The sequence below is a fragment of the Streptomyces niveiscabiei genome, from assembly GCF_033794345.1.
GTDB lineage: Bacteria > Actinomycetota > Actinomycetes > Streptomycetales > Streptomycetaceae > Streptomyces > Streptomyces niveiscabiei.
Window position 1 is genome coordinate 56630 of record NZ_JARAYJ010000004.1, and the last position, 25227, is coordinate 81856.

22 protein-coding genes are annotated in these 25227 nt (G+C 70.9%); 6 read left to right on the forward strand and 16 right to left on the reverse strand.

The annotated features are described in order from the left end of the window. Window positions 1-2 precede the first annotated feature (2 nt). The 3 genes from pulA to PV682_RS06580 all read left to right on the forward strand — a co-directional run bounded on the left by pulA (window position 3) and on the right by PV682_RS06580 (window position 7576). Window positions 3-5360: a pullulanase-type alpha-1,6-glucosidase gene (gene pulA / locus PV682_RS06570; protein WP_319724979.1), complete on the forward strand. Its 5358-nt coding sequence runs from the start codon at window positions 3-5 to the stop codon at window positions 5358-5360. 36 nt (window positions 5361-5396) lie between these two features. Continuing rightward, window positions 5397-7088, forward strand: coding sequence for a fused response regulator/phosphatase (locus tag PV682_RS06575; RefSeq protein ID WP_319724981.1), 1692 nt, complete (start codon window positions 5397-5399; stop codon window positions 7086-7088). Between the two features lie 131 nt (window positions 7089-7219). Continuing rightward, window positions 7220-7576 carry a 5-carboxymethyl-2-hydroxymuconate Delta-isomerase gene (locus PV682_RS06580; RefSeq protein WP_319724983.1) on the forward strand — a complete coding sequence of 119 codons (357 nt, stop codon included), beginning with the start codon at window positions 7220-7222 and terminating at the stop codon, window positions 7574-7576. Window positions 7577-7590: 14 nt separating this feature from the next. Here PV682_RS06580 and PV682_RS06585 read toward each other — a convergent pair whose 3' ends face one another. From PV682_RS06585 to PV682_RS06605, 5 genes are all read right to left on the reverse strand, one after another. Next, window positions 7591-8256: a TetR/AcrR family transcriptional regulator gene (locus tag PV682_RS06585; protein WP_319724984.1), complete on the reverse strand. Its 666-nt coding sequence runs from the start codon at window positions 8254-8256 to the stop codon at window positions 7591-7593. Window positions 8257-8336: 80 nt separating this feature from the next. Further along, window positions 8337-9377 (reverse strand): PDR/VanB family oxidoreductase, encoded by a 1041-nt coding sequence (locus PV682_RS06590; protein ID WP_319724986.1) that lies wholly within the window; start codon window positions 9375-9377, stop codon window positions 8337-8339. Beyond that, on the reverse strand, window positions 9377-10276 hold the full coding sequence (locus tag PV682_RS06595) for a metal-dependent hydrolase (protein WP_319724988.1): 900 nt from the start codon (window positions 10274-10276) through the stop codon (window positions 9377-9379). Before PV682_RS06595 ends, PV682_RS06590 begins: the two co-directional genes overlap by 1 nt. An 88-nt stretch (window positions 10277-10364) precedes the next feature. After that, a complete protein-coding gene (locus PV682_RS06600; protein ID WP_319725599.1) occupies window positions 10365-12290 on the reverse strand; it encodes a hypothetical protein in 1926 nt (641 codons plus the stop codon). Window positions 12291-12455: 165 nt separating this feature from the next. Beyond that, a complete protein-coding gene (locus PV682_RS06605) occupies window positions 12456-12956 on the reverse strand; it encodes a tetratricopeptide repeat protein (RefSeq protein ID WP_319724990.1) in 501 nt (166 codons plus the stop codon). A gap of 116 nt (window positions 12957-13072) precedes the next feature. Between PV682_RS06605 and PV682_RS06610 the strand changes: the two genes are divergently transcribed. Further along, the gene (locus PV682_RS06610; RefSeq protein ID WP_319724992.1) at window positions 13073-13489 is read left to right on the forward strand and encodes a hypothetical protein; all 417 of its coding nucleotides are present in this window, start codon (window positions 13073-13075) and stop codon (window positions 13487-13489) included. 70 nt (window positions 13490-13559) lie between these two features. Here PV682_RS06610 and PV682_RS06615 read toward each other — a convergent pair whose 3' ends face one another. The 7 genes from PV682_RS06615 to PV682_RS06645 all read right to left on the reverse strand — a co-directional run bounded on the left by PV682_RS06615 (window position 13560) and on the right by PV682_RS06645 (window position 20781). After that, entirely contained in the window at window positions 13560-15179 is a 1620-nt protein-coding gene (locus PV682_RS06615; RefSeq protein WP_319724994.1) for a DUF1996 domain-containing protein, read from the reverse strand. 136 nt (window positions 15180-15315) lie between these two features. Then, window positions 15316-15966 (reverse strand): response regulator transcription factor, encoded by a 651-nt coding sequence (locus tag PV682_RS06620; protein WP_319724996.1) that lies wholly within the window; start codon window positions 15964-15966, stop codon window positions 15316-15318. Then, the gene (locus tag PV682_RS06625; RefSeq protein ID WP_319724998.1) at window positions 15951-17207 is read right to left on the reverse strand and encodes a sensor histidine kinase; all 1257 of its coding nucleotides are present in this window, start codon (window positions 17205-17207) and stop codon (window positions 15951-15953) included. The genes PV682_RS06620 and PV682_RS06625 overlap by 16 nt, the downstream gene beginning before the upstream one ends. 88 nt (window positions 17208-17295) lie before the next feature. Further along, a complete protein-coding gene (locus PV682_RS06630; protein ID WP_319725000.1) occupies window positions 17296-18285 on the reverse strand; it encodes an NAD-dependent epimerase/dehydratase family protein in 990 nt (329 codons plus the stop codon). A 105-nt stretch (window positions 18286-18390) separates the two neighbouring features. After that, a complete protein-coding gene (locus PV682_RS06635; RefSeq protein ID WP_319725002.1) occupies window positions 18391-18954 on the reverse strand; it encodes a winged helix-turn-helix domain-containing protein in 564 nt (187 codons plus the stop codon). A gap of 364 nt (window positions 18955-19318) precedes the next feature. After that, window positions 19319-20350 carry a glutamine synthetase gene (glnII, locus tag PV682_RS06640; RefSeq protein ID WP_319725004.1) on the reverse strand — a complete coding sequence of 344 codons (1032 nt, stop codon included), beginning with the start codon at window positions 20348-20350 and terminating at the stop codon, window positions 19319-19321. A gap of 194 nt (window positions 20351-20544) precedes the next feature. Continuing rightward, complete coding sequence (locus PV682_RS06645; RefSeq protein WP_319725006.1) at window positions 20545-20781, reverse strand: hypothetical protein; 237 nt, start codon at window positions 20779-20781, stop codon at window positions 20545-20547. Between the two features lie 60 nt (window positions 20782-20841). Between PV682_RS06645 and PV682_RS06650 the strand changes: the two genes are divergently transcribed. Beyond that, entirely contained in the window at window positions 20842-22461 is a 1620-nt protein-coding gene (locus PV682_RS06650; protein ID WP_319725008.1) for a phosphotransferase, read from the forward strand. A 38-nt stretch (window positions 22462-22499) separates the two neighbouring features. On the opposite strand, the gene PV682_RS06655 is transcribed toward PV682_RS06650, so the two are convergent. Next, window positions 22500-22763 (reverse strand): hypothetical protein, encoded by a 264-nt coding sequence (locus tag PV682_RS06655; protein WP_193555032.1) that lies wholly within the window; start codon window positions 22761-22763, stop codon window positions 22500-22502. A 162-nt stretch (window positions 22764-22925) separates the two neighbouring features. Here PV682_RS06655 and PV682_RS06660 point away from each other — a divergent pair, with 162 nt between their 5' ends. Continuing rightward, window positions 22926-23318 (forward strand): arsenate reductase family protein, encoded by a 393-nt coding sequence (locus PV682_RS06660; RefSeq protein ID WP_319725011.1) that lies wholly within the window; start codon window positions 22926-22928, stop codon window positions 23316-23318. Here the strand turns inward: PV682_RS06660 and pspAB are convergent. From pspAB to PV682_RS06675, 3 genes are all read right to left on the reverse strand, one after another. Continuing rightward, window positions 23278-23859, reverse strand: coding sequence for a PspA-associated protein PspAB (gene pspAB / locus PV682_RS06665; protein ID WP_319725013.1), 582 nt, complete (start codon window positions 23857-23859; stop codon window positions 23278-23280). The two genes, PV682_RS06660 and pspAB, sit on opposite strands and share 41 nt — an antisense overlap. Beyond that, window positions 23859-24776 (reverse strand): zinc metalloprotease HtpX, encoded by a 918-nt coding sequence (gene htpX / locus PV682_RS06670; protein ID WP_319725015.1) that lies wholly within the window; start codon window positions 24774-24776, stop codon window positions 23859-23861. The genes pspAB and htpX overlap by 1 nt, the downstream gene beginning before the upstream one ends. A gap of 119 nt (window positions 24777-24895) precedes the next feature. After that, on the reverse strand, window positions 24896-25180 hold the full coding sequence (locus tag PV682_RS06675; protein WP_319725017.1) for an SCO2583/SCO2584 N-terminal domain-containing protein: 285 nt from the start codon (window positions 25178-25180) through the stop codon (window positions 24896-24898). Window positions 25181-25227 lie beyond the last annotated feature (47 nt).

Below are 25227 nucleotides of genomic sequence, written 5' to 3' on the forward strand. Positions count from 1 at the left end.
CCGTGACACCGAGATGGCCCCGGCGGATCGCCGCCGTCGCAGTCGCCGCACTCGCCGCCGCGCTCACCCCGCCTGTCGCCGCGCAGGCCGCCACCCCGCCCCCGCCGCCCTCGGACGCGAAGCTCGCCGCCGAGCCCGCGCGGCACGACGCGACGCGGGAGCAGTTCTACTTCGTCCTGCCGGACCGGTTCGCCAACGGCGACCCCGCCAACGACCGTGGCGGGCTTACGGGTTCACGTCTCGCCACCGGCTACGACCCCACCGACAAGGGCTTCTACCAGGGCGGCGACCTCAAGGGCCTCACCCAACGCCTCGACTACATCAAGGGGTTGGGGACCACGGCGATCTGGCTGGCGCCGATCTTCAAGAACCAGCCCGTGCAGGGCACCGGCGCCAACGCATCAGCCGGCTACCACGGTTACTGGATCACCGACTTCACCCAGGTCGACCCGCACTTCGGGACCAACAAGGACCTCGAAACCCTCATCGCCAAGGCGCACGCCAAGGGCATGAAGGTCTTCTTCGACGTCATCACCAACCACACCGCCGACGTCGTCGACTACGACCCCCAGTCCTACGACTACCTCTCCAAGGGCGCCTTCCCGTACCTGACGAAGGACGGCCGCCCCTTCGACGACGCCCAATACGCCGACGGCAGACGGAAGTTCCCGCCGGTCGACGCGGACTCCTTCCCGCGCACCCCCAAGGCCGCCTCGAAGGCCGGGAGCACCGCCAAGGTCCCCTCCTGGCTCAACGACCCGACGATGTACCACAATCGCGGCGACTCCACCTACGCCGGAGAGTCCACCACCTACGGCGACTTCTCCGGCCTCGACGACCTGTGGACCGAGCGCCCCGAGGTCGTCACCGGCATGGAGAAGATCTACGAGCGCTGGGTCAGGGACTTCGACATCGACGGCTTCCGGATCGACACCGTGAAGCACGTGAACATGGAGTTCTGGACCCAGTGGGCGACCGCCCTCGACGCCTACGCGGCCAGGCACGGCCGGGACGACTTCTTCATGTTCGGCGAGGTCTACTCGGCGGACACCGACGTCACGTCCCCGTACGTCACCCAGGGCCGCCTGGACGCGACGCTCGACTTCCCCTTCCAGGACGCGGCCCGCCGCTACGCCTCCCAGGGCGGCAGCGCGCAAGCCCTTGCACAGGTTTTCGGCGCCGACTACAAGTACACGACCGACAGGGCGAACGCCTACGAGCAGGTCACCTTCCTCGGCAACCACGACATGGGCCGCATCGGCACCTTCATCGAGCAGGACAACCCGAAGGCCACCGACGCCGAACTCCTCGCCAAGGACAGGTTCGCCAACGAGCTGATGTTCCTCAGCCGGGGCAACCCGGTGGTCTACTACGGCGACGAGCAGGGCTTCACCGGCGCGGGCGGCGACAAGGACGCCCGCCAGCCGATGTTCGCCTCCCGCACCCCGGACTACCTCGACGACGACCAGATCGGCACGACCCGCACCCACGCGAGCGACGCCTACGACGCACAGGCCCCCCTCTACCGCCAGATCGCCGACCTCTCCCGCCTCCGCAGGGCGAACCCGGCCCTCACGGACGGCGTCCAGACGGAGCGGTACGCGGCGCGGGGCAGCGGCGTCTACGCCTTCACGCGCGGCGACAAGAACACCGAGTACGTCGTCGCCTTCAACAACGCGACGCAACCGCAGGCGGCGACTTTCGCGACGTCGTCCTCAGGTATGAGCTACCGGGGCATCTACGGGACCACGAGTACGGTCCGCTCCGACACCGCAGCCCGCGTCACCCTCACGGTCCCCCCGGGTAAAGCGGTAGTACTCAAGGGTGACCTGGCCAAGCCGACGACCACCCCGAAGATCACCCTGACCGCACCCCCGGCGGGAGCCACCGGCACCGTCGAGCTCACGGCCGACGTCACCGGCGGCCGGCTCAACCGCGTGATCTTCGCCGCCCAGACCGGCAACGCCCCCTGGCAGACCCTGGGTTCGGCCGACCACGCCCCCTACAAGGTGACCCAGACGATCACGGCGAAGCCCGGAACCCCCGTCCGCTACAAGGCGGTCGTGGTCGACTCGGCAGGCCGCAGAGCCTCGGCGACCGCGTCCACGACCACCGGCACCCCGCCCGTCGTGCAGCCCCCCACCGCGTCCTCCCGCGACTACGCGATCGTCCACTACAACCGCCCCGACGGCGACTACGCGAACTGGGGCCTGTACGCCTGGGGCGACCTGGCCGACGGCGAGGCCACGACCTGGCCCGCGAGCCACCCCTTCACCGGCCGCGACGCCTACGGGGCCTTCGCCTACGTCAAGGTGAAGCCCGGCGCCTCCACGGTCTCCTTCCTGGTCATCGACAAGGACGGCACCAAGGACGTCGCCACCGACCGCACGATCGACGTCACGAAGACCGGCGAGGTCTGGATCGCCCAGGGCAAGCCCGAGATCCGCACGGACCGCCCCGACTACCCCGCCCAGGACAAGTCGAAGGCGATCCTCCACTACCACCGCACCGACAACGCCTACGACGGCTGGGGCCTGCACGTCTGGACGGGCGCCGCGACCCCCACCGACTGGTCGGCCCCGCTGAAGCCGACGAGGATCGACACGTACGGCGCGGTCTACGAGGTACCCCTCAACGCGGGCGCCACCAGCCTGAGTTACATCCTCCACAAGGGAGACGACAAGGACCTCCCCACCGACCAGTCCCTCGACCTCACCGCCAACGGACACGAGGTGTGGCTCTTGAACGGACAGGAGAAGTACCTCCTCCCGCAGCCGGCGGGCAGCGCCGCCGCCCTCGACCTGACCACCTCCAAGGCGATCTGGATCGACCGGAACACCCTCGCCTGGAACGGCAGCGAGGCCGCCGCCTCCACCCAGCTCCTGTACTCCCACGACGGCTCGATCAAGGCCGACAACGGAACCCTGACCAGCGACGACGAACGCTGGCTCCGCCTCACGAAGACCACCCTCACCGACGCCCAGAAGGCCAAGTACCCCCACCTCAAGGACTACACGGCGTGGACGATCGACCCCCGCGACCGTGACCGCGTCCGCGACGCGCTCAAAGGCCAGCTGGTCGCCTCCCAGCGCGCCGCCAACGGTGCCGTCCTGGCCGCGACCGGCGTCCAGATCGCGGGCGCCCTCGACGACCTGTACGACGCCACCAAGGCCAAGCTCGGCCCGACGTTCACCAACAACCGCCCCACGCTTGCCGTTTGGGCCCCCACAGCCCAGTCCGTCGCCCTCGACCTCGACGGCAGGACGGTCCCGATGAAGCGCGACGACACCACCGGCGTCTGGTCCGTCACCGGCACGAAAGCCTGGAAGAACAAGCCCTACCGCTACATCGTCAAGGTCTGGGCCCCCACCGTCCGCCAGATCGTCACCAACCACGTCACCGACCCCTACTCCCTCGCCCTCACCGCCAACTCGGAACGCAGCCTGATCGCCGACCTCGACGACAAGTCCCTGACCCCGCCCGGCTGGACCACGTACACCAAGCCCGAGGCCGCCCCCATCAACGACGCCGAGATCCAGGAACTCCACATCCGGGACTTCTCGATCGCCGACCGCACTTCACAACACCCCGGCCAGTACCTGGCGTTCACCGACAGGAACAGCGACGGCTCGAAGCACCTGCGCGAGCTGGCGAGGTCCGGCGCCAACTACGTCCACCTGCTCCCCGCGTTCGACATCGCCACCATCCCCGAGAAGCGCGCCGACCAGGCCACCACGGACTGCGACCTCGCCGCCCTGCCCGCCGACTCCGCGAAGCAGCAGGAGTGCGTGGCGAAGATCGCCGCGAAGGACGGCTACAACTGGGGCTACGACCCGTACCACTACACGGTCCCCGAGGGCTCGTACGCCTCGAACCCGGACGGCACAACCCGTACGACGGAGTTCCGCCGGATGGTGAAGGCGCTCAACGACGACGGGCTGCGCGTCGTGATGGACGTCGTCTACAACCACACGGCGGCGGCCGGCCAGGCCGACACCAGCGTGCTCGACCAGGTCGTACCCGGGTACTACCAGAGGCTGATGGCCGACGGCAGCGTCGCGAACTCCACCTGCTGCGCGGGCACGGCGACCGAGAACGCCATGATGGGCAAGCTGGTCGTCGACTCGGTCGTCACCTGGGCCAGGGAGTACAAGGTCGACGGCTTCCGCTTCGACCTGATGGGCCACCACCCCAAGGCCAACATCCTCGCCGTACGCAAGGCGCTCGACGCCCTCACCCTCCACAAGGACGGGGTGGACGGCAGGAAGATCATCCTCTACGGCGAGGGCTGGAACTTCGGCGAGGTCGCCGACGACGCCCGTTTCGTGCAGGCCACGCAGAAGAACATGGCCGGCACCGGCATCGCCACCTTCTCCGACCGCGCCCGTGACGCCGTACGCGGCGGCGGCCCCTTCGACGCCGACCCCGGCGTCCAGGGCTTCGCCTCCGGCCTCTACACCGACCCCAACTCCTCGACCGCCAACGGCACACGGGCCGAGCAGAAGGCCCGCCTCCTGCACTACCAGGACCTCATCAAGGTCGGCCTGACCGGCAACCTCGCCGGCTACCGCTTCACCGACACAGGCGGCCACCAGGTCACCGGCGCCCAGGTCGACTACAACGGACAGCCCGCCGGGTACGCGGCGAACCCCGGCGACGCCCTCGCCTACGCCGACGCCCACGACAACGAGTCCCTCTTCGACGCCCTCGCCTTCAAACTCCCCCACGACACCACCCCCGACGACCGCGCCCGCATGCAGGTCCTCGCGATGGCCACGGCCCTCCTCTCCCAGGGCCCCGCCCTCTCCCAGGCCGGCAGCGACCTCCTGCGCTCCAAGTCCCTCGACCGCAACTCCTACGACAGCGGCGACTGGTTCAACGCGATCCACTGGAACTGCGCCGACGGCAACGGCTTCGGCCGGGGCCTGCCACCCGCCGCCGACAACACCGACAAGTGGCCCTACGCCAGGCCCCTGTTGACCGGCATCAAGGTCAACTGCCCCCAGATCCGCGCCGCCTCGGCCGCGTACCGCGATCTGCTGAGGATCCGTACGACCGACCCGGCGTTCTCGCTCCGTACGACGGCCCAGGTGCAGTCCGCCCTGTCGTTCCCCCTGTCGGGCACCACCGAGACCCCCGGCGTGATCACCATGCGCCTCGGTGACCTGGTCGTCGTCCTCAACGCGACGCCCACAGCGCAGGACCAGCAGGTCCGTGAACTGGCCGGTACCGGCTACCGGTTGCACCCTGTTCAGCGCGCGGGGGCGGACCCTACCGTGAAGAGGGCGCGCTACGAGCGGAATTCGGGCACGTTCGCCGTTCCGGGGCGCACGGTGGCGATTTTCTCCCGAACGGCTTGACGGCACACTACGTTGTCGAGGGCAAGCGATCGGTAAATGCGGCTTCGCCTCGCGCATGCGCAAGGAGAGGAGACGGCCGTCGACACTCAGCAGAGCACCGAGAACGGCGCCGGCGCGACCGTGCTGGTCGTCGACGACGTGGCGGCCAGCCGCTACGCCATGGGCGCCGTCCTGCGCCGTGCCGGCCACCGGGTCGTCGACGCGGCCAGCGGCCACGACGCCTTGCGCGAGGTCTCCGTACGGCTGCGCGCCGGGACGCCGTTCGACGTCGCGCTCGTGGACGTCGGGCTGCCGGACATGAGCGGCTTCGAGCTGTGCCGGCGGCTCAAGGCCACGCCGGGGAGCGCCGGGCTGCCGGTCGTGCACTTCTCGGCGGCGGCCGTCGCGCCGAGCGACCGCTGCCGGGGGCTCGACGTGGGCGGCGAGGCGTATCTCACCGTCCCCGCCGACCCGAGGGAGATCCAGGCCGTCGTCCGCGCGGCCCTGCGCGGGGCGCGCACGCGCGGCGAGGCCGAGGAGACCGCGCGGCGGCTCACGATCCTCGCCGAGTCCATCGTCACCATCCAAGGCGCCCGCGACGCACAGGAGTTGGCGGACGCGGCGGCCGACAGCGCGGCCCGGCTGACCGGCGCACCGGCCGTCGTCTTTGTTGTCGGCGGTGTCGGCACTCGCGGCGAGGTGTACCGGGGGCTGCCGCGTGGCCGGGCCCCGGCCACGCGGCCCGACGCGGACGCCGACGAGACCGTCGTCCGGCTCGTCACCCGGCTCGCCGAGGGGCGCGGCGGCACCCGGAGCGTGGTCGTGCCCGGCGCGCTGTGGCCGGTCGGCTACTTCCGGCCGGGGGTGCGCGACGACGCCCGGCTGATCCTCTCGCCCGCGCCCGAGGGCCGTACGCCGGTGTGCGTGGCGACCCCCGCGCCCCCGGTGCACGCCTCCGACGCGGACCCCTCCGACACGGACGCCGACGGACTGCTCACCCGGCTCGCCCAGGCCACCGCGCTGGCCGCCGAGCCGCTGCTGATGTACCAGGTCGAGCGGCATGTCGCGCTCACCCTCCAGCACAGCTTCCTGCCCCGCCCCGCCTCCCTGCCCAAGCTCCCCGGTGTCGACGTCGAGGTCCGCTACGTCCCCGCCTCCCTGGAGGCCGAGATCGGCGGCGACTTCTACGCCGCGCTGCCCACCGGCTCCGGCGTGCTCACCGCCGTCGGCGACGTCGTCGGCCACTCCCTGCACGCGGCGACCGTGATGGTCGAGATCCGGCACGCCCTGCGCGCGTACTGCGTCGAGGACGACGACCCCGGAACCCTCGCCACGCGCCTGGACCGTATGCTCCAGCACTACCACCCCGACTTCACGGCGACCGTCTGCCTGGCCCTGGTCGACCCCGACACCGGCCGGGTCCGCGTCGCGAACGCCGGACACCTCCCGCCGCTGGTGGTCACCGGGGACACCGCCGAGTACATCGACGCGGCGGGCCCCCTGCTCGGCCTCGGCCTCCCGAGGTCCGCCCCGACCGAGTTCCAACTCATGCGCGGACAGCGCCTGTTGATGGTCACCGACGGACTCATCGAGACCCGCGGCACCGACCTCGCGACGTCCCTCACCCACCTGCGGACGGCCGCCGCCGGTGCCCCCGACGGCCTCGGCACCCTCTGCGACCTGCTCCTCGGCTGCCTCGCCGACGGCCGCGAGGACGACATCGCGATGCTGGCCCTGCGCCTGAGGTGAACGCCGCGCGGCCGAGGTGAGCGCTCGATCCCGAGGTTAAGGTGACCGCGAAGCCCATAAGCCCGAGCCCGCAAGCCCGAGCCCATGAGCCCGAGCCCGCAAGCCCGAGCCGCCCACCGAGGAGCCCCCGCGTGCCCCAGATCACCGTCGACCACTCCGCCGAGCTCACCCAGGCTTTCGACCACGCCGCCTTCGCCCGCGCCCTGCACACCGCGGTCGTCGAGATCGCCGCCGCCAAGCCCGAGGCGTGCAAGACCCAGTTCCGCGCCGCCGGGCACACGGCGTTCGGCTACGAGGAGGAGGGCCACGCCGTCGTGCACGTCACCCTCGGCCTCCTGGCCGGCCGCACCACCGAGGTCAAGGCCGAACTGACCGCCGCCGTCCTGGAGTTGCTCAAGGAACACCTCCCCGCCGACGGCTGGCACACGGTGCACGCCTCCGCCGAGGTCCGCGAACTGGACCCCTCGTACACGAAGGCCCAGTGGTAAGAGCCCCGACTCCCTTACGACGCCAGCTCGATGAGCCGCATCGCCAGCAGCCCGAACGGCCCGTCCGCCGGTTCGCCGGTCAGCAGTGGGCGCAGCAGCGCCTTCAGCTCGTCGTCGAACGCGGCGGTCACCGCCGTCAACGCGGCGAAGTCCTGGACGAGTTGGAGCTGGAGCTCCTCGCGCGGGATGCGCCGGCCGTCCAGCCAGATCAGGGCCGTGGACTCGGCGAGGGAGATCCAGGAGCGGACGAGGAGTTCCAGCCGGGGCGGCGGGTCGGTGATCTCCAGGTGGGAGAGGATCTGCTCGTACGCCTCCTGGCGCACGGAGTTGATGAGCGCGTTGGTCGTCGAGGAGCCCACCGCCGGGCCGCCGCGCAGGAGGGCCGCGAACCCGGGGCCGTGGTCGTCGACGAAGTCGAAGTACCGCCGCATGACCCTCAGCAGCCGGGTGCCGAGCGGCCCTTCGCGCGGCTCCACGAACCGGCTCGCCAGATCCTCCGACGCCCGCTTCAACGCGGCCTCGTACAGGCTGATCTTGCCGGGGAAGTAGTGGTAGACGAGCGGCCGGGAGATCCCGGCGGCTGCCGCTATCTCGTCGATCGACACCTCGTCGGGGGAGCGCTGGGCGAACAGTTCGAGCGCGACCCCGATGAGCTGCTGCCGCCGCTCCTCCACACCCATTCTCCGACGCACCCCGGTTGTCATGCCGACAACTTTACCGAGCGGTACCCGACTTCAACCGCCTGCCCGGGCAAGGGCGTTCACAGGTCGAGCACGAGCCGTCCGCCGCGCGTGCGGGAGACGCAGATCAGCATGGAGCCGTCGCGCTCCCGATCGGTGAGGAGTTCGTCCCGGTGGTCCACCTCGCCCTCCAGCACCCGCTGCCGGCACGTTCCGCAGAAACCCTGCTCGCAGGAGTAGAGCGTGTCCGGCAGCTCCGCGCGTACGGCGGCCAGCACCGAGGAGTCGGCGGCGACCGTCAACACCCGCTCACTGCGCCGGAGTTCGACCTCGAAAGGCACGTCGGACGCCAGGGCCCCGGCCGCCCCGAACCGCTCCAGCCGCACCCCGGGCACCCGTTCCCCGACCGCCGCCGCCAACCCCTCGGGCCCGCAGCAGTACACGGCCGTCCCCTCGGCCAACTCCCCCAACTCCCCGAGGAACGCGTCGAGTCCACCCCGCCCCTCGACCACCCTCACCCGGTCCCCGAACTCCTCGACCTCCTCCAGGAACGGCATCGACGCCCGCGACCGCCCGCAGTACAGCAGCAGCCACGGCGTACCCTCCGGCAGCGCCCGCAGCATCGGCAGGATCGGCGTGATCCCGATCCCGCCCGCGACGAACACGTACGCGGGCGCCCCGGCGACGAGGGGGAACCGGTTGCGCGGCCCGCGCACCTCGACCTCCGCCCCGGCCCGCAGCTCCTCGTGCACCTCCCGCGACCCGCCCCGCCCGCCCTCGACGAGCCGCACGGCGACGGTGTACGACGAGGTGTCCCCGGGGTCCCCGCACAGCGAGTACTGCCGCACGAGCCCCGAGGGCAGCACGAGGTCGAGATGCGCGCCGGGCTCCCACCGGGGCAACTCCTCGCCCTCCAGCCTGAGTCGCACCACCCCCTCGGCAACCGCCTCGCGCGCCGCGACCCGCAGCCGCATCCCCCGCGTCCGGGGCCGCCCCGACACCGGCTCCTCCAGCGCCGGCATCGGCCACAGCGGCGACGCCTGGATCCGCCGCCGCATCGACCGCTTCACCAGCAGGGCGACCCCCGCGACCGCGACGACCGCGAGCGGCCGGGGCGCCATCAGGACGCCCTCTTCTCGGCGGCGAGCGCGGCCGGAGAGGTCGCGAGATACGCGACGGCCTGCTCGGTCGACGCCTCCCGCGAGGGGTGGTACGTCCGGCTGAGGTAACCCGGGATCGACTTCAGGATGTCCCCGGTCGCCGGCAGCGTGCCCTGCTTGCCGCTCAGGTAGAACGCCTTCAGCGACGCCTTCCCGTCCAGCAGGGTCGGGTCGTTCGCCATGAAGAACCGGATACCGCGCTGCCACAGGAACACCAGCATCCCGAACGCCGTACCCCAAGTCCGCACCCGCCGCCGGTAGTTGCCGTCGACGTGCAGGAACAGGTCGAAGGCGACCGACCGGTGCTCGACCTCCTCCGCGCCGTGCCACCGCAGCAGGTCCAGCATCGTCGGGTCGGCGCCCCGCCGGTCCAGCTCCTCGGCGTTCAGCACCCAGTCCCCGAGGAACGCCGTGTAGTGCTCGATCGCCGCGATCAGCGCGACCCGCTCCAGCAGCCACCAGCGCCGCGCCCGCCCCGGCGGCAGGGTCCGGTCGCCGAGGAGCTTCTCGAACATCCAGTCCACCTGCGCGGTGTACGGCGTCGGGTCGAGCCCCTGCTCCCGCAGGTGGGGGAGGACCTCGTCGTGGGCCTGCGAGTGCATCGCCTCCTGCCCGATGAACCCGACGACGTCCGCGCGCAGCCGCTCGTCCCGGATGTACGGCAGGACCTGCCGGTACACGTGCACGAACCACCGCTCGCCCGCCGGCAGCAGGAGGTGCAGCACGTTGATGGTGTGCGTGGTGAAGGGGTCCCCCGGCACCCAGTGCAGCGGGGTCCCCTCCCAGGAGAACGACACCTTCCGCGCCTTGAGGTCGACCCGCTCGCCCTCGACTGGCCGGGGTGCGTGCTTGTTAGACATGATGTCAATGTACTGACGGGTAGAGCGGGGGTGAACCCCTGTGCGCGACCGAATTTCAGCAACCGTTTTCTGCCGCTTTCCGCCCGCCCTACCGCAGCGCCTTGACCGCTTTCCCGCCCTTCAGCGTCCCCTCAAGCCCCGCCCGCACCCCTTGCCCGGTCCGTACGGCGAGCAGGTTGCCGTCGGCCCGCGCCTCGACCCCGCCGGTCGTCCGCAGCGACGCCGTGTCCTTGTCCCCGGCGGCCAGCAGGAACCAGTTCCCGGCCTTCGACTTCCACAGCGCCCCCGCCAGCACATGCGGGTCGCGCGGACCGCACGCCGGTACGTCCGCCGCCTTCGCGACGACCGCCCCGAACAGCCCGCCCGGCGTGTGGAACTGGGCCAGCGCCCGCGTCCCGTCACCCCGCCAGGTCTCCGCGCGCGTGCACACCCACTGAGCCGCCCCGCTCCCGTCCGGCAGCCCCTGCCGCGCGAACTCCCAGGCGTTCACGGCCCGTACGCCCAGCGCCCGCACGTCCCCGAGCGAACACGCGTACGGCGCCCACGTCTTGAGCGCCTCAGCGCCGGTCGCGTCCTTCTCCTTGCCGGGCCGCCCCGAGGTGACCCGCGCCGGGACCAACTCGCCCAGGTCGCTGAGGAGTTGACGGCCCTGCCCGCCGGTCAGCTCCAGGACGTTCCAGCCCGTGCAGCTCCCCGTCCTCGTCGCCGGGCTGACCATCGGGGACGTCACGCCCTCGGCCAGCGTCAGGTCCATCACCCCGGCGCCGGGCTTCGACAGATCCCGCTCACCCGCCTTGGTCACCCAAGGGGCGGTCAGATAGCGGACGTTGCCGTCGGCGCGGCTCAGCACCACCGCACCCGCCTCCGCGCCGGACGCGCCGTCCACCCGCGCGAAGTCCAGGGCGGCGCCGGCCGTGCCGTCCTTCGGCTCGGCGTAACGGGCGATCCGCAGGCCGTCGTACAGGATCACCACCCGTACGTTGTCGATCGCGCCCGCGTACAGGAGCTGGGGCGGGCCCGAGGGGCCGCCGGTCGGGGTGTCCGGGGTCGCGGAGACGTGGACCTTCTCGCCGGGGCGCGCCCAGACCGCCAGCGCGCGGCGCAACAGGGCCTCGTCGCCGGTGAGTTCACCGCGCGCGGGCCACGCCGAGAAGTCCGTGCGCGCCGACGTCCGCCACGCGACGGGGGAGACCTTCAGGAGGCGCCCCGGGTCCAACGCGGCCTCCGCCGCCGGGTTCTTGGCGTACGCGGGCGCCGCCGCGCCGTCCGGGCCCCAGCCGCCCCCGGGCAGCACGACCAGCACCCCGCACACCACCAGCGCGGCCCCCGCCGCGAGCGCCGCCCGGCCGTGCTGGCGGCGGCGCATCAGGTCCGTCGGCCGCGCCTGGAGCGAGCACGGGTCGAAGCCGGGGGAGTCGAGGAGCGTGAACTCCCCTTCCACCGCGCCCGATTCACGCAGCGCCGCGTCGATCGCGGTGACCCCGCACGCCCCGAGGACCTTACGGACGTCGGCCTCCGGCAGCTGCTCCAGACCGGCCAGCGCGTACGCCGCGCGCGCCGGGCCGTCCAGCGCCGACAGCCGCTGCTCCAGGGCGAGTTCGTCGGCACCGCCCGAGCGCGGGAACAGCCGCAGCCCCCACACCTGGGGCAGCAGCGGCGGCAGTTGGGCCCGCTTCGGCCACGCGCGGCGCCTCAGCGGCAACCCGGCCTCAAGGGCCGTACGCACCACCTGGAGGCGGACGTACGCGTACCCGGGATCGCCGTCCCGGCCCGTCGACTGGGCCGGGATCACCGGGGCCGAGGCCCTGCGGCGGGGCAGGGCACGCTGGACGAGGGCGTGCGCGGTCAGGACGCGCCGGCCCCGCGCGAGCGTCGGCGGCAGCACGAGATACGCGAGCCGGACGAGGCGCGGATAGTGCTCGACGAGCGCGGCCTCGGCCTGCTCGACGTCGAGGGCGGGGCCGGAGTGGGGCGAGCGGGACGCTGGGCGCTGGGCGACATCCTGTGACTGCACGTCCGGGAGAACGAGCGGCACGACAGGAGGTCACCGCCGCCCGGGTGAATCCCCCCTACGGGGCCGGGCGTTCGAGGAACGTTTCAGCGCGACGGGAGACCCGATGCCGGCCGAACCGGCCTGCCCGGCGCGCCGGTTCACGCCGCACGCCCCCCCGGCCCCGCCTCAGCCCTCCGGCTCCACCAGCGCCCGCGCATAGTTCGCCATCGACCGCTGATAGCGCGGGAGATGACCCGCCAACGCCCCCAGCACCAGCGACAGCCCCTCCCGGTCCCGGCCCAGGCTCGACAGGCACAGCGCGAGACACGCCCGTACCGCGTCGTCCAACTCGTCGGAGGGCGCGTCCAGTTCGGGCGTCAGCAGCTTGACGCCCTCCTCCGCCCGGCCGACATTGCGCAGCGAACTCGCGAGCTGGATCTTCGTACGCCGTTTCCGGTAGCCGTCGAGACCGAGGGCGAGGGCCTCCTCGTACAGCGGAACGGCCTTGTCGGAGCGGCCCGTCGAGTCCCAGGCGCAGGCCTGCTCGAAGGGGGCTATGGGGTCGCCCGGCTCCAACTCGGCGGTGAGGGCGGTGATCACGGCGCGGAAGTCGGCTCCCTGCTCCTCCGTGTACTCGTCGTAGCTCGCCCACGCGGCGTCCATACGGTCTTCCCAGTCCTGGTTCATGGAGATCACGATGGCACGCGGGGGTTACGAGCCGTACCGAAATAAGTGACCGGTTGAGTGGAACGCGTACCGGTGTCCGTATCGAGGGGGAGGTCTCTCAGGGAGGAACTGGACAGATGAAGCTGACCCGACCGACGCTCGCGGCGCTCGCCGCCGTGGCGGCGCTGACGCTGGCGGGCTGCGGATCCGGCGGGGACGACAAGGCGGACGCCGTACCCGTCGCGGCGACCGGCAGCCTGGAGCAGCTCGCGGCGAAGGTGGACTGCAAGCCGAACATGCAGACCGACGCGGACGAACTGCGCCAGGCCATCTGCAAGACCGGCGACGGCAAGTTCATCCTCCTCACCTTCGCGACCGACCGCGGGCAGCGCGAGTGGATCAACGGGGCGAAGGACTACGGCGGTCACTACCTCGTCGGCCGCAAGTGGATCGCCGTGGGGGACGAGACGAAGACGGTCGACACCCTGCGCGAGACGCTCGGCGGCGACATCGAGGAGGGCATCGACCACTCGGCCGGACACACAGGTCACTGACGGAGAACGTACGAGAGAGCCGGCGGTGGGAATCCCACCGCCGGCTCTCTCATGTGCTGAGCTCAGGCGACTACTGGCACTTGCGCCCGGTGTTGATGCAGTTGACCATCTGGTTCATCGTGTTCTGCGAGAAGAAGTTGATGAAGTCGTTGTGGTCGGTGATCGGCTTGTGCAGGTTCTCCGGGAAGGAGTCCACCGCGTAGGCGTTCTTCACCTGGCCGTTCTGGATCTGCGGACGCGGAACGTTGTAGACCAGCCGGACCTGGAGCTGGGGGATCGCCTTGAAGCCGTTGGCGCACTGGCCGTTGGCCTGGACGAACGACACGTGCGTGCGGTGGTTGGCCGAGTCGATGTTCTGGCCGTCCCAGCAGCTCTGGAAGAACGTCGTACGGACCACCTGGCTGCCCTGCGGGCAGATCGGGTACTTGTCCTTCAGCTGCACCTTGTTCTCGAAGCCGGTGCAGGACCAGTTGACGTTGGCGTTGGCGTTGCCGTTGACGAACGCCTTCGCGTCACCGGTGATGATGCGCAGGGCGGTCGGCATCGCGACGACGTTGCCGCGCTTGTTGCCGACGAACTTCAGCTGGGCCTGGGCGGGCTGGAGGATCTTGCCGACGTTGCCCTCCTTGCCGCCGCCGTCGTTGTTCTGGTCGAAGTCCTGCGTACCGTCCTGGACGCGGAGGACCGGCCAGAAGTACGAGGACTTGTCGCCCTGGTTCTGGCAGCTCGTCTGCGCGTTCGCCAGCTCCTGGTCGGACGCGAAGGCGTCGTTCGACTGGTTGCCGACGTAGTCGTGCAGGTGGTGGGCGCCGTTGGCGACACCGGGGGCCACGATCACGTTGTCCGTGTTGTGGTTGTCGTTGCCGTTGGTGCCGCACTTGGTGGTGAAGGAACCGCGCGAACCGCCGCCGCCGTTCGCGGCGAGGCCGTTGTTGCCGACGCCGAAGTTGGCGCCGCCGCCGACCTTCGTGATGTCCACGAAGTCCGCGGCCACCGGGCCGTTGCCGCCCTGACCGCCACCGGCCTGCTGGCCGCCGTTGTTCTGACCGCCGTTGTTCTGGCCGCCGTTGTTGTTCTGGCCGTTGCCGTTCTGGCCGTTCTGACCGTTGCCGTTCTGGCCGTTGTTGTTGCCGTTGTTGTTCTGGCCCCCGTTGTTCTGGTTGCCGTTGTTGTTGCCGCCGTTGTTCTGGCCGTTGTTGCCACCGGCGTTGGTGTTGGCGACCTGCGGCGTGCAGGCGGCGAGCTGGCTGATCGAGTTGTCGAACTGCCCGCCCACGCGCTGGATGTTGATGCGGATACGGTCGATCGTCGCGGCCCGCTTCTCCTTCAGCGGCCCCGTGATCGCGTTCTGCACGAACCCGGGGTCACCCGCCTGCGCCTGCCGGGTGGAGGCGAGCCGGGCGTAGGCCTCGGTGATCTGCTTGTCCAGCAGCGCCAACTCCCTGTCGACGCCCTGGCGCGCGTTCTGCGGCACGTTCGTCAGCCGCTGGCCGACGTCCGGGCAGGCGATCGTCGCGACCTGGGCGCCGGCGGCCTTGACTTCGTTCCGGCCCGAGCCGCCCGACGACTCATGCGCCGAAGCGTAGAAGTTTGCCCAGATCAGCCCGCCCCCACCGAGCGCTAGGGCCGCCGACGCGGCTATGGCCTTGTTGGCCATCGACGAACGGCGTTTACGTGTGTTGCGTCCCATGGAACTCCTCTGACTTCCTTGCGGGGCAGCATCGAGGCGCCCGACAGGAGTGAAGCGGCGTCGTTCATTACGCACGCCGGCTCAGAGGTGTTCAGCCGTCTCAGAAAAACCTGTGAGACAACCCGAGTTGGCGGGATCAACGATCTCGGTCCAGGAACGCCAGCACCGCCAGTACCCTGCGGTTGTCGTCGTCCGAGACCTCCAGACCGAGCTTTGTGAAGATGTTCGCTGTGTGCTTCGCCACAGCCCGCTCGGTCACCACGAGCTTCCCCGCGATCGCCGCGTTCGACCGGCCCTGCGCCATCAGCTCCAGCACCTCCAGCTCCCTCGGCGTCAGCCGCGCCGGGAGCCTGTCCTCCCCACGCCGCGCCAGGAGTTGCCGGATCACCTGAGGGTCCATCGCCGTGCCGCCCGCCGCGACCCGCCGTACCGCGTCCACGAACTGCTCCGCGTCGAACACGCGGTCCTTCAGCAGATAGCCCACCCCGCCCGTGCCGTCCGCCAGCAACTCCCGCGCGTAGAGCTGCTCCACGTGCTGCGACAGCACCAGCACCGGGAACCCCGGCCTCTCCCGCCTGGCCCGCAGCGCGCACTGCAACCCCTCGTCGGTCAGCGTCGGCGGGAGCCGGACGTCCACCACCGCGACGTCCGGCTTCAACTCCCTGAGCGCCTGCTCCAGTTCGGGGCCCGTCTCCACCGCCGCCGCGATCTCGAAGCCGAACGCCTCCAGCAGGCGCACGAGGCCGTCCCTCAGCAGGAACAGGTCCTCGGCTAGGACAACACGCACGGGATCTCCATCGTCGCCATCGTGGGGCCGCCGGCGGGGGAGCTGACGGCCAGGACGCCGTCGAATGTACCCAGCCGCCGTTCCACCCCGGCGAGCCCCGAACCCGCGCCGACGGCCGCGCCGCCCCGGCCGTTGTCCGTGACGGAGATCCGCAACAGGCCGTCGGCGTGGTGGACATCGACCCAGACACGGTCCGCCGACGCGTGCTTGACCGCGTTCGTCAGCAGCTCGCTCACCGCGAAGTACGCCGCCGACTCGACGGGAGCCTCCGCACGGCCTTCGAGGTCGACGGTCACCTCCACCGGCAGCGGCAGCCGCAGCGCCAACGCCCGCACGGCGTCACCGAGTCCACGCTCCGCCAGCACCGGAGGGTGAATGCCCCGCACCAGGTCCCGCAACTCCTCCAGCGTCTCCGCCGAGTTGCGCCGCGCCTGCGCCAGCAACCGCTTCGCCGTCGCCGGGTCCCGCTCGATCAGCGCCTCGATCGTGCCCAGGTCCATGCCCATCGCGACGATCCGCGCCTGCGCGCCGTCGTGCAAGTCCCGCTCGATACGGCGGAGTTCTGCGGCAGAGGTGTCGACGGCGTCACGCCGGGTGTCGGTCAGGACCCGTACCCGCTCGGCGAGTCCGTCGTGGTCCGCCCCCAACACGGCCCTGGTGAGCCGGAAATGGGCGGCCAGGAGGGCGCGGTTGTAGCGGAGGGCGAGGGCGAGGAACCCGACGCCGAGCACGGCCGCGGCGAGCGCCGTCGGGAAGCCCGACACCGGTACGAACGCGTACCAGTACGGGTCGTCGCCGTACACCTGCCACAGGCCGAACGGCATCGCGAGCCCCTCGACGGCGTAGACGGCGAGGACGGCCGGGAGCAGGGCGGTGACGAAACCCGGCAGGAGGTCGGCCGCCAGCCAGCGCAGGTCGCGGCACGTCTGCGGGTCCCTCAGCATGGTCAGCGTCCGGTCCCAGGGCCCGGCGCCCTCCGGCACCTCCCGGTAGACCACCGGGATGCGCACCCCGCCCCACTCCAGCGCGATCTCCCGCCGCTTGGCCGCGTACTCCCGTACGGCGCCCAGCACTTTCGGCGTCGTCACGAACCCGATCCCGAGCGGCAGCAGGGCCACGGAGAGCAGCGCGAACACGAGGCAGACCACGCTCACCGGCAGCATCGCCGCGGCGATCGTCAACCCCTGCACGGCGGCGAGCAGCGCGCCCTGTGCCCGTCCCCTGGATGTCATGGTGTCCATGGGCTTCAGTCTTCCGGCCGACGCGGAGCAGGTCACGGGGGCAGGGGCCCGAGTGGCGGGGTGGTGGTAGATACACCCCCCACCCCTCTCACCCGCCCGCCAGCACCCTCGCCTCCACCTCCTCCGGCACGCCGATCGTCAGATCCGGACGCCGGGGCACCTCACCGCCGAGGGACCGCAGCCACGTCCACGTGTCCGCGACCGTCTCCTCCACCGGCCTGCACACCAACCCCGTCCCCACCGCCGCCGACACATCCGCCGCGTGCAGCGCGTCGTGCATGTCCGACCCCGGCGGCACCCACACCGGCAACTCCGTCCACGGCTTGATGCCGGCCGCGAGGATCGTCTCCGGGTCGGTCCAGCGGAGGTCGGCGGAGGACGCCGTCACCGTGACGCAGGCGTCGAGGAGCCGGCCCATCGTCGAGTGGCCCTGGGGGGTGACCAGGTTGACGGGTCCGGCCACCCCGCCCTCCACCGCACCCAGCACCCACCCGGCCAGATCACGCGCGTCGATGTACTGCAACGCCAACTCCCGTGGCCCGGGCGCGAGTACGGGCCCACCCCGCGCGATCCTGGCCAGCCACCAGGGAAGGCGCCCCACATTCTCGTACGGCCCGAGAATCAACCCGGCCCGCGCGAACAGGCACGCCTCGGCCCCGAAAGCCTCCAGCACGGCCAGCTCGCCGCCCCGCTTGTCCCGCGCGTACTCGGTGAGCCCCGCCCCGGGATCCCCCTCGACGACCCGCGCGCTCTCGTCGTACCCGGCGGGCGGCGCCCACTCGTACACGGACAGACTGGACACGTACGCGTACCGCCCGACACGCCCCCGCAACAACCGGGCCACGCTCCGCACGGCTCTCGGCTCCCGGGCCCACGTATCGACGACGGCGTCCCAGGTCCCGCCGCCCAACGCCGCCAACCCACCGTCGACGGTCCGATCCCCGACGAGCTGCTCAACTCCGGCGACGGCTCCGGCAGATCCCCGATTGAAGACGGTGACCTCCCACCCCCGAGCAACGGCGGCCTCGACAACGGCCCGTCCGACGAACTGAGTCCCACCCAGCACAAGAAGTCTCATGGGAGGGACTCTGCCCGCGATCACCTCCGGACGGAACGGAACTCTGCCGACAGCAGAGACACCGGGGGAGAAAAGCACCGTCAAGGCTGAACGCAGGGTGCGCAACTACCTCCCAGCCGACGGCGCGTACTTGTACCCCACCCGCCGAACCGTCTGAATGGCCTGCCGGTGCGCCCCCAACTTCCGCCGGAGCCGCGCCACATGCACATCGACGGTCCGCCCGTCCCCGACATGCCCGTACCCCCACACCGTGGTGACGAGCTGATCCCGCGTATGCACCCGATGCGGATGAGCCACGAGATGCGCGAGCAACTCGAACTCCAGGTACGTCAGATCGAGTTCGGCCCCGTCGACGAAGGCGGTCCGCTGGACGGAGTCGATCCGGACGAGCGCGCCGGCAGCGCTCCGCTCGGGCTCGGGCTCCGGCACGGCCACCGGCAGGAACGGCGGCTGCTGATCCGCGGGGACGAGAACCAGGTACCCGACCATCGGCGGCTGACCGGGCAGCGAGGGCAGCGTGTGCTGCGGCGCGGGCAGCCAAGTGGCCCCCGGCGGAAGGAAGTCGGAGACCTCCACGACCTCGTCCCGGTCGACGGCCCGCAGCCGATGCCGGGAAGGGGACGGAGAGGAGGGAGAGGACAGGGAACTCAGAGAACGGGTGTTGGCCATGAGACGTCAGCTCTTTCGCGCGAGGAGTTCGTCAGGAGGACGTACCTGTTCGCGTCGGCCGAAGACCGGGATGTACGGCTTTAGAGGGCCGGCGCGTTCACCGCGCGACAACACACCCGATCGAAGTCGTGATGCTGACGGGAGGGCCAGAACGGCTCAAGGTCATGGCGACCCGTCGCATCGCACTTCTGGAAGCTGGCCATACCCCCATTGAAGCAGACCCCGCCCACTTGAAGGACCCTCCTCTCACAGGTTGGACGCTTCCTCGACCAGAACCCGTAGACCAGAACCCGTAGACCAGAACCCGTACGCGAGAAGGGCGCCCCCTCCACAGGGGCGCCCTTCAAGAGTCGTCGCGGCGAGGTCAGACCTGGCCGGCCTTCTCCAGCGCGGAGCAGCACGTGTCCACCAGCAGACGCGTCACCACGTACGGGTCGACGTTCGCGTTGGGGCGGCGGTCCTCGATGTAGCCCTTGCCGTCCTTCTCGACCTGCCACGGGATGCGGACGGAGGCGCCGCGGTCGGAGACGCCGTAGGAGTACTCGTTCCACGGGGCCGTCTCGTGCAGGCCCGTGAGGCGGTCGTCGATGCCCGCGCCGTAGTTCTTGACGTGGTCCAGCGGCTTGGAGCCCTCGCCGAGGGACTCGGCGGCGGTGATGATCGCGTCGTACGACTCGCGCATCGCCTTCGTGGAGAAGTTCGTGTGCGCGCCCGCGCCGTTCCAGTCGCCCTTCACCGGCTTCGGGTCCAGCGTCGCGGAGACGCCGAAGTCCTCGGCCGTACGGTAGAGCAGCCACCGCGCGATCCACAGCTGGTCGGCGACGACGCTCGGGGAGAGCGGGCCGACCTGGAACTCCCACTGGCCCGGCATGACTTCGGCGTTGATGCCGGAGATCCCGAGACCGGCGGCGAGGCAGTTCGCGAGGTGCGCCTCGACGACGTCACGGCCGAAGATCTCGTCCGCGCCGACACCGCAGTAGTAGCCGCCCTGGGGGGCCGGGAAGCCGCCCTTGGGGAAGCCGAGGGGGTAGCCGTCCTTGAAGAACGTGTACTCCTGCTCGATCCCGAAGATCGGCTCCTGCGCGGCGAACCGCGTCTCGACCTCGACGAGCGCGGCACGCGTGTTGGACGAGTGCGGCGTCATGTCGATGTCGAGGACCTCGCACAGGACGAGGATGTCGTCGCCGCCGCGGATCGGGTCCGGACAGGTGAAGACCGGCTTCAGTACACGGTCGGACGCGTGACCCTCGGCCTGGTTCGTGGAGGACCCGTCGAAGCCCCAGATCGGCAGCGACTCGAGCCCGCCGAACGCGTCCGTGACGATCTTCGTCTTGGAACGCAGCTTGGCCGTCGGCTCGGTGCCGTCGATCCAGATGTACTCAGCCTTGAAGGTCACGGGGCCACATCCTTCGGGGGTATGTCTTGGCGCACTTGCGGGTGCAGCGGCGCTACGGCACTGGGGCGCCACGTCGAATACCGGCACCCTGTCAACAGGCGGTTTCCCGCCCATTGCCCGAGTGTGAACCCCGTGTTACCTGGGTGTTCTGTGACAGGATTCACGGAGGTGAGGCCCCTTGTCCGGGGCAGCGCTCAGATCCACCGCCACCTCCGCTCCCGCCGGTACCTCCGCTCCCACCTCGCCTGCCGGTCCCGCCGCGCGCGGTACCCCTGGTAGGTCGTCGGCCGGGCGGTACCCGCCTCCTTCTTCTCCGAGTCCGACCGCTTGCTCAGGAACAGGTAGAGGCCCCCCGCGACCAGCCACCACAGATGGTTCCCGAAACCGAGCACGGCCAGCACACCGACCGCGCCCACACCGATGATTCCCATGACGGATCTCCTCCCTCACCCCTCCGGGTTCCCCCGCACGGCGTATGTATCAATGGGCCCATGCCAGAACTGACTTCTTTCGCGTACGACCACGGCGACGACGTCCTCAGCGGAGTGCGCGGCGGCCCGCCAGCCGCCCCCGCCGCGGCCGTCCTCCTGCACGGCGCCGGACGCGGCAGCAAGGCCCGACTCCTCCCGCTGGCCGAGGAGTTCACCGCGCACGGCGTCCAGGCCCTCGCCCTCGACTTCACCGGCCACGGCGAAAGCACCGGACAGCTACGGGAGTTGAGCCTCAGGCGCCGCTTCGAGCAGGCGGTCGCGGTCATCGACGCGTACGTACCCGCCCAAACCCCCCTGATCCTCGCCGGGTTCAGCATGAGCGGCCAGACGGTCGCCGACCTCACCGCCCACTACGGCGAACGCGTCACCTCGATCGCCCTCGGCGCCCCAGCCGTATACGCCCCCGAAGCCTGGGACGAGCCTTTCGGCGAGGGCGACGGCCGCTTCACCGAGATCATCCGGACGCCGGACTCCTGGCGGCGTTCCCCCGCACTGGAGACGCTGCGCGGCTTCACCGGCCGCGCCCTGCTCCTCGTACCGGAGACCGACGCGGTGATCCCGCCGGAGGTGACGGAGGCGATCGAGGACGCGCTGACCGCCCGCGCCCAGTACAGCAGGGTCGAACTGGACGGCGCCGACCACCAGTTGGGCCTCTGGTACCGGGATCACGCCGAGGCGAGACGGGAGTTGGTGACCGGCCTCCTCACCGGCCTCGCGGACAGGGGCTGGACGGCGACGTGGGAGTGGCTCGCCAAGCAGACCGGCCGGGCCCGCACCGCCGACAACCCCCTGAAGGGCGGCTGGAGTTCACAGATGCGCCGGGTGACACTCCCGGACGACGACATCGTCCTGCGCAGCTTCGTGAAGCCCTTCTTCCGCAAGCACGCCCCCGGCCTCCTCCAACGGGAGGCGGACATCCTCACACTGCTCGCGGAAGAGGACGGCATCCCGGTGGCGGCCCTCATCGGCGTGGACCCCGACGCCACCCACTGCGACCACCCCTCCCTCGCGATGACCGCCCTCCCGGGCCGAGTCCGCTTCGACGAGGAAGACGAGGAGGACCTGGAGCACCGCCTCGACCAACTCGCGGCACTCCTCGCCCGCATCCACGCGGTGGACCCCGCCGAACGCCCCCGCGACTACCAGGCATGGACGTCGGCGGACCGCGTCCGGACCCCCCGAGGCGACCTGTGGACCCGCGCGGTGGACCTCATCCGCCGCGAACCCCCCGCGTACGAACCCTGCTTCCTCCACCGCGACTTCCACCCCGGCAACGTCCTCTTCCACGACGGCCGGGTCACCGGCGTCGTCGACTGGGTGGAGACGTCCTGGGGCCCGGCCGACCTGGACGTGGCCCACTGCTCGACGGCCCTCGCCCTCCTGCACGGTCCGGAGACGGGACTCGGCTTCCGGGAACGCTACGAGGCCCACGGCGGACGCCCGTTGGCCCCCGGCCCCGACCACCTCTACTGGCGTCTCCTGGACTGCCTCCACTACGCCGGCGACGCGACCAAACTCGCGGGCCCCTGGCGGGAGTCGGGCCGCACCGACCTGACCCCCGAACTGCTGGGGGAGCGGCTGGAGACGTACGTACGCGGCCTGCTGGCGACGTACGCGTGAAAGAGCCGGACGCCAACGCCTGGCGTCCGGCGCTCAGTTCACCGCGAGTACCGCATCAGCGCCCGCACCATGTGACACGTCGTGTCCGACGGCGGGTGGATGCCGATCCGCTCGGCCGTGGAGCGGATCTTCTCGTTGCGGGCCTGGTTCGGGACGAACACCCCCGCGTCGAGGAGGGCGATGGCGAGGCGCATGGCCTTGAGGCGGCGGTTGTGCGAGATGTACCACTCACGCGGACGCCCCGCGGGCAGCGGGTGCTTCTCGACAGGGGCGTACGGCAGATCGAACAGGACAGCGGACACAGGCGAACCTCCCGTTGTCAGGACGCCGCCGGGGAAGTGTCGAAACCCCCCGGCGACACCCTCGAACACTGCTTCTATTCTACTCCCCGCCACTGACAAAAGCCCCTGATCAAAGGCCGTTCGAGGGCCCTCCCGGCACCTCACTCACGTACCGTGGGACCCATGGAGATCTGGATCAACCCCGCCTGTTCCAAGTGCCGCAGCGCCCTCACGATCCTCGACGCGGAGGGCGCGGACTACACCGTCCGCCGCTACCTGGAAGACGTCCCGAGCGAGGCCGAGATCGAGGAGGTCCTCGGGCGCCTCGGCCTCGAACCGTGGGACATCGTCCGCACGCAGGAGGCCGCCGCGAAGGAACTGGGCCTGAAGGAATGGCCGCGCGACGAGTCGTCCCGCGCCCGCTGGATCACCGCCCTCGCCGCGCACCCGAAGCTGATCCAGCGGCCCATCATCACCGCCGAGGACGGCACGGCGGTGGTGGCGCGGACGGAGGAGGCGGTACGGGGGACGCTCCTCACAGACCCGGCGCGCCCCACACCGGGAACCACCGGCTGAGGTCCTGCTCGATCCGCAGGTCGTCCACGAGAGCCGCCTTGGCCCGCAACTCCAGCGCGTTGTCCCGGCGTTGGGCATCCCCCAGCGGGGCGAACGGATAGAACGTGCCCCGCTTGTAGAGGTACACCAGCGCGAGCCTTCGCCCGTCCGCGTCCGTGAACCCCGCCAGGGAGCACAGAAGTTGCGGCCCGAACCCGTTGACCTCCATCGAACTGTTCACCGCGTGCAGGTCGTTGACGAGCGCGGCGAGGTCGTCGGGGGAGCGGCGCGAGACGAGCCAGGAGTAGCCGTACGTGTCGCGCGTCAGCTCGACCGGCGGCCCCGTACGGTCCGTGTCCGCGTCCAGCAGCGCCTGCACCTCCCGGTGGGTCTGGTCGAACGCCGAACCCTCGACCGTCGCGAAGCACACCGCGCCGACGCCGGTCGGGGTGAGCCCGGCCGCCGCCTCCAGGGTGATGGCCGCCGAGGGCAGCGCGAAGAGCTGGTCCAGGTCGGGTGCGACCGGCTTGGTCCGGCCCAGCAGGATGTCCAGCAGCCCCATCAGTCCGTCTTTCCCCGTGGTTCGCCCAACTCGGCGGAGATCCGGCCCAGTTGCTCCAGCCGCTGGTCCAGGCTCGGGTGCGTCGAGAAGTACCGGGCGATCCCCGGCTCCGAGCCCAGCGCCGGGGTGAAGTAGAACGCGCTGAACGCCTGCGCCGTCCGCAGGTCCTTCGAGGGGATGCGCGCGATGTCGCCGTCCACCTTCGTGAGCGCCGCCGCGAGCGCCGAGGGACGGCCGGTCAGCAGGGCGGCGGCCCGGTCGGCGGCGAGTTCCCGGTACCGGGACAGCGCGCGGATCAGCAGGAAGCTCAGCGCGTACACGGCCATCGAGACACCCAGCACGGCGGCGAACACGGCGAGGGTGTTCTGGTCCTTGCGGTCCCGCCCGCCGAACATCTGCGAGTACAGCGCGAACCGCACGATCAGCCCCGCCAGCACCCCCAGGAACGAGGCGACCGTGATCACCGCGACGTCCTTGTGCGCCACATGCGACAGCTCGTGCGCCAGCACGCCCTCCAGCTCCGCCGGCTCCAGCCGCCGCAGCAGCCCCGTCGTCACACACACCACCGCGTTGTCGGGGTCGCGCCCCGTCGCGAACGCGTTCGGCATGTCCATCTCGGACACGGCGACCACGGGCTTCGGCATGTCGGCGAGCGCGCACAGCCGGTCCACGACGGCGTGCAGCTCGGGATACTCCTCCCGCTCCACCACCCGCCCCCGCATCGCGAACAGCGCGATCCGGTCCGAGAACCAGAACTGGGCACCGAGCATCGCGGCGACAACCACGACGACCAGCACCCACGACCTCAGCAGCACGATCAGGGCAGCGACGAACCCCACGTACAGCAGCCCCAGCAGGAACATCGTGACCGTCATCCGCACGGTCAGCTGCCGGTCGCTCCGAAAACGGCTCCGCATCCGCATCACCCCGCAGTCAGGCACTCGCCCCACTGCCCAGTGTGCTCGCGACCACCCCATGAACAGTCCCTGAACAGCCCCCGTCCAGGCAAAAGCTCCGAAGCCGCCCCCTCAGAACCTCAGAACCCCTGATACCCGCTGTACCCCAGCGCCAGGATCGCGACGGCAATGCTCCCGAACACCAGAGCGACCGACATCCAGGGCCCCCGCCGCACCACCGGCACCCGCAACCGCCTACGACGCCCCACCGGCTCCCCCCGGAACGGCACCGCCTCCGGCGGCTCCTCCCTCCACTTCGCCGCCAGCATCCGCGCCCGAGCCGACGGCTCCTTGTGCACGGCCCCCTCAGCCCACCGAAGATCGAACTCCCGCTCCTCGTCGCCCGGTTCGCCCTTGTCAGCCATACCCCTCACGATACGACGGCGCCCCCGCCCCGGAGAACGGGACGAGG

Excerpts from the sequence above, each read along its gene's own strand:
- PV682_RS06595 (WP_319724988.1), bottom strand. The coding sequence starts at position 10,276 with ATGTCTAACAAGCACGCACCCCGGCCAGTCGAGGGCGAGCGGGTCGAC.
- PV682_RS06575 (WP_319724981.1), top strand. The coding sequence starts at position 5,397 with ATGCGGCTTCGCCTCGCGCATGCGCAAGGAGAGGAGACGGCCGTCGAC.
- PV682_RS06610 (WP_319724992.1), top strand. The coding sequence starts at position 13,073 with ATGAAGCTGACCCGACCGACGCTCGCGGCGCTCGCCGCCGTGGCGGCG.
- PV682_RS06585 (WP_319724984.1), bottom strand. The coding sequence starts at position 8,256 with ATGGGTGTGGAGGAGCGGCGGCAGCAGCTCATCGGGGTCGCGCTCGAA.
- PV682_RS06635 (WP_319725002.1), bottom strand. The coding sequence starts at position 18,954 with ATGGCCAACACCCGTTCTCTGAGTTCCCTGTCCTCTCCCTCCTCTCCG.
- PV682_RS06605 (WP_319724990.1), bottom strand. The coding sequence starts at position 12,956 with ATGAACCAGGACTGGGAAGACCGTATGGACGCCGCGTGGGCGAGCTAC.
- PV682_RS06625 (WP_319724998.1), bottom strand. The coding sequence starts at position 17,207 with ATGGACACCATGACATCCAGGGGACGGGCACAGGGCGCGCTGCTCGCC.
- PV682_RS06615 (WP_319724994.1), bottom strand. The coding sequence starts at position 15,179 with ATGGGACGCAACACACGTAAACGCCGTTCGTCGATGGCCAACAAGGCC.
- PV682_RS06660 (WP_319725011.1), top strand. The coding sequence starts at position 22,926 with ATGGAGATCTGGATCAACCCCGCCTGTTCCAAGTGCCGCAGCGCCCTC.
- PV682_RS06645 (WP_319725006.1), bottom strand. The coding sequence starts at position 20,781 with ATGGGAATCATCGGTGTGGGCGCGGTCGGTGTGCTGGCCGTGCTCGGT.
- htpX (WP_319725015.1), bottom strand. The coding sequence starts at position 24,776 with ATGCGGAGCCGTTTTCGGAGCGACCGGCAGCTGACCGTGCGGATGACG.
- PV682_RS06675 (WP_319725017.1), bottom strand. The coding sequence starts at position 25,180 with ATGGCTGACAAGGGCGAACCGGGCGACGAGGAGCGGGAGTTCGATCTT.
- pspAB (WP_319725013.1), bottom strand. The coding sequence starts at position 23,859 with ATGGGGCTGCTGGACATCCTGCTGGGCCGGACCAAGCCGGTCGCACCC.
- PV682_RS06590 (WP_319724986.1), bottom strand. The coding sequence starts at position 9,377 with ATGGCGCCCCGGCCGCTCGCGGTCGTCGCGGTCGCGGGGGTCGCCCTG.
- PV682_RS06650 (WP_319725008.1), top strand. The coding sequence starts at position 20,842 with ATGCCAGAACTGACTTCTTTCGCGTACGACCACGGCGACGACGTCCTC.
- PV682_RS06630 (WP_319725000.1), bottom strand. The coding sequence starts at position 18,285 with ATGAGACTTCTTGTGCTGGGTGGGACTCAGTTCGTCGGACGGGCCGTT.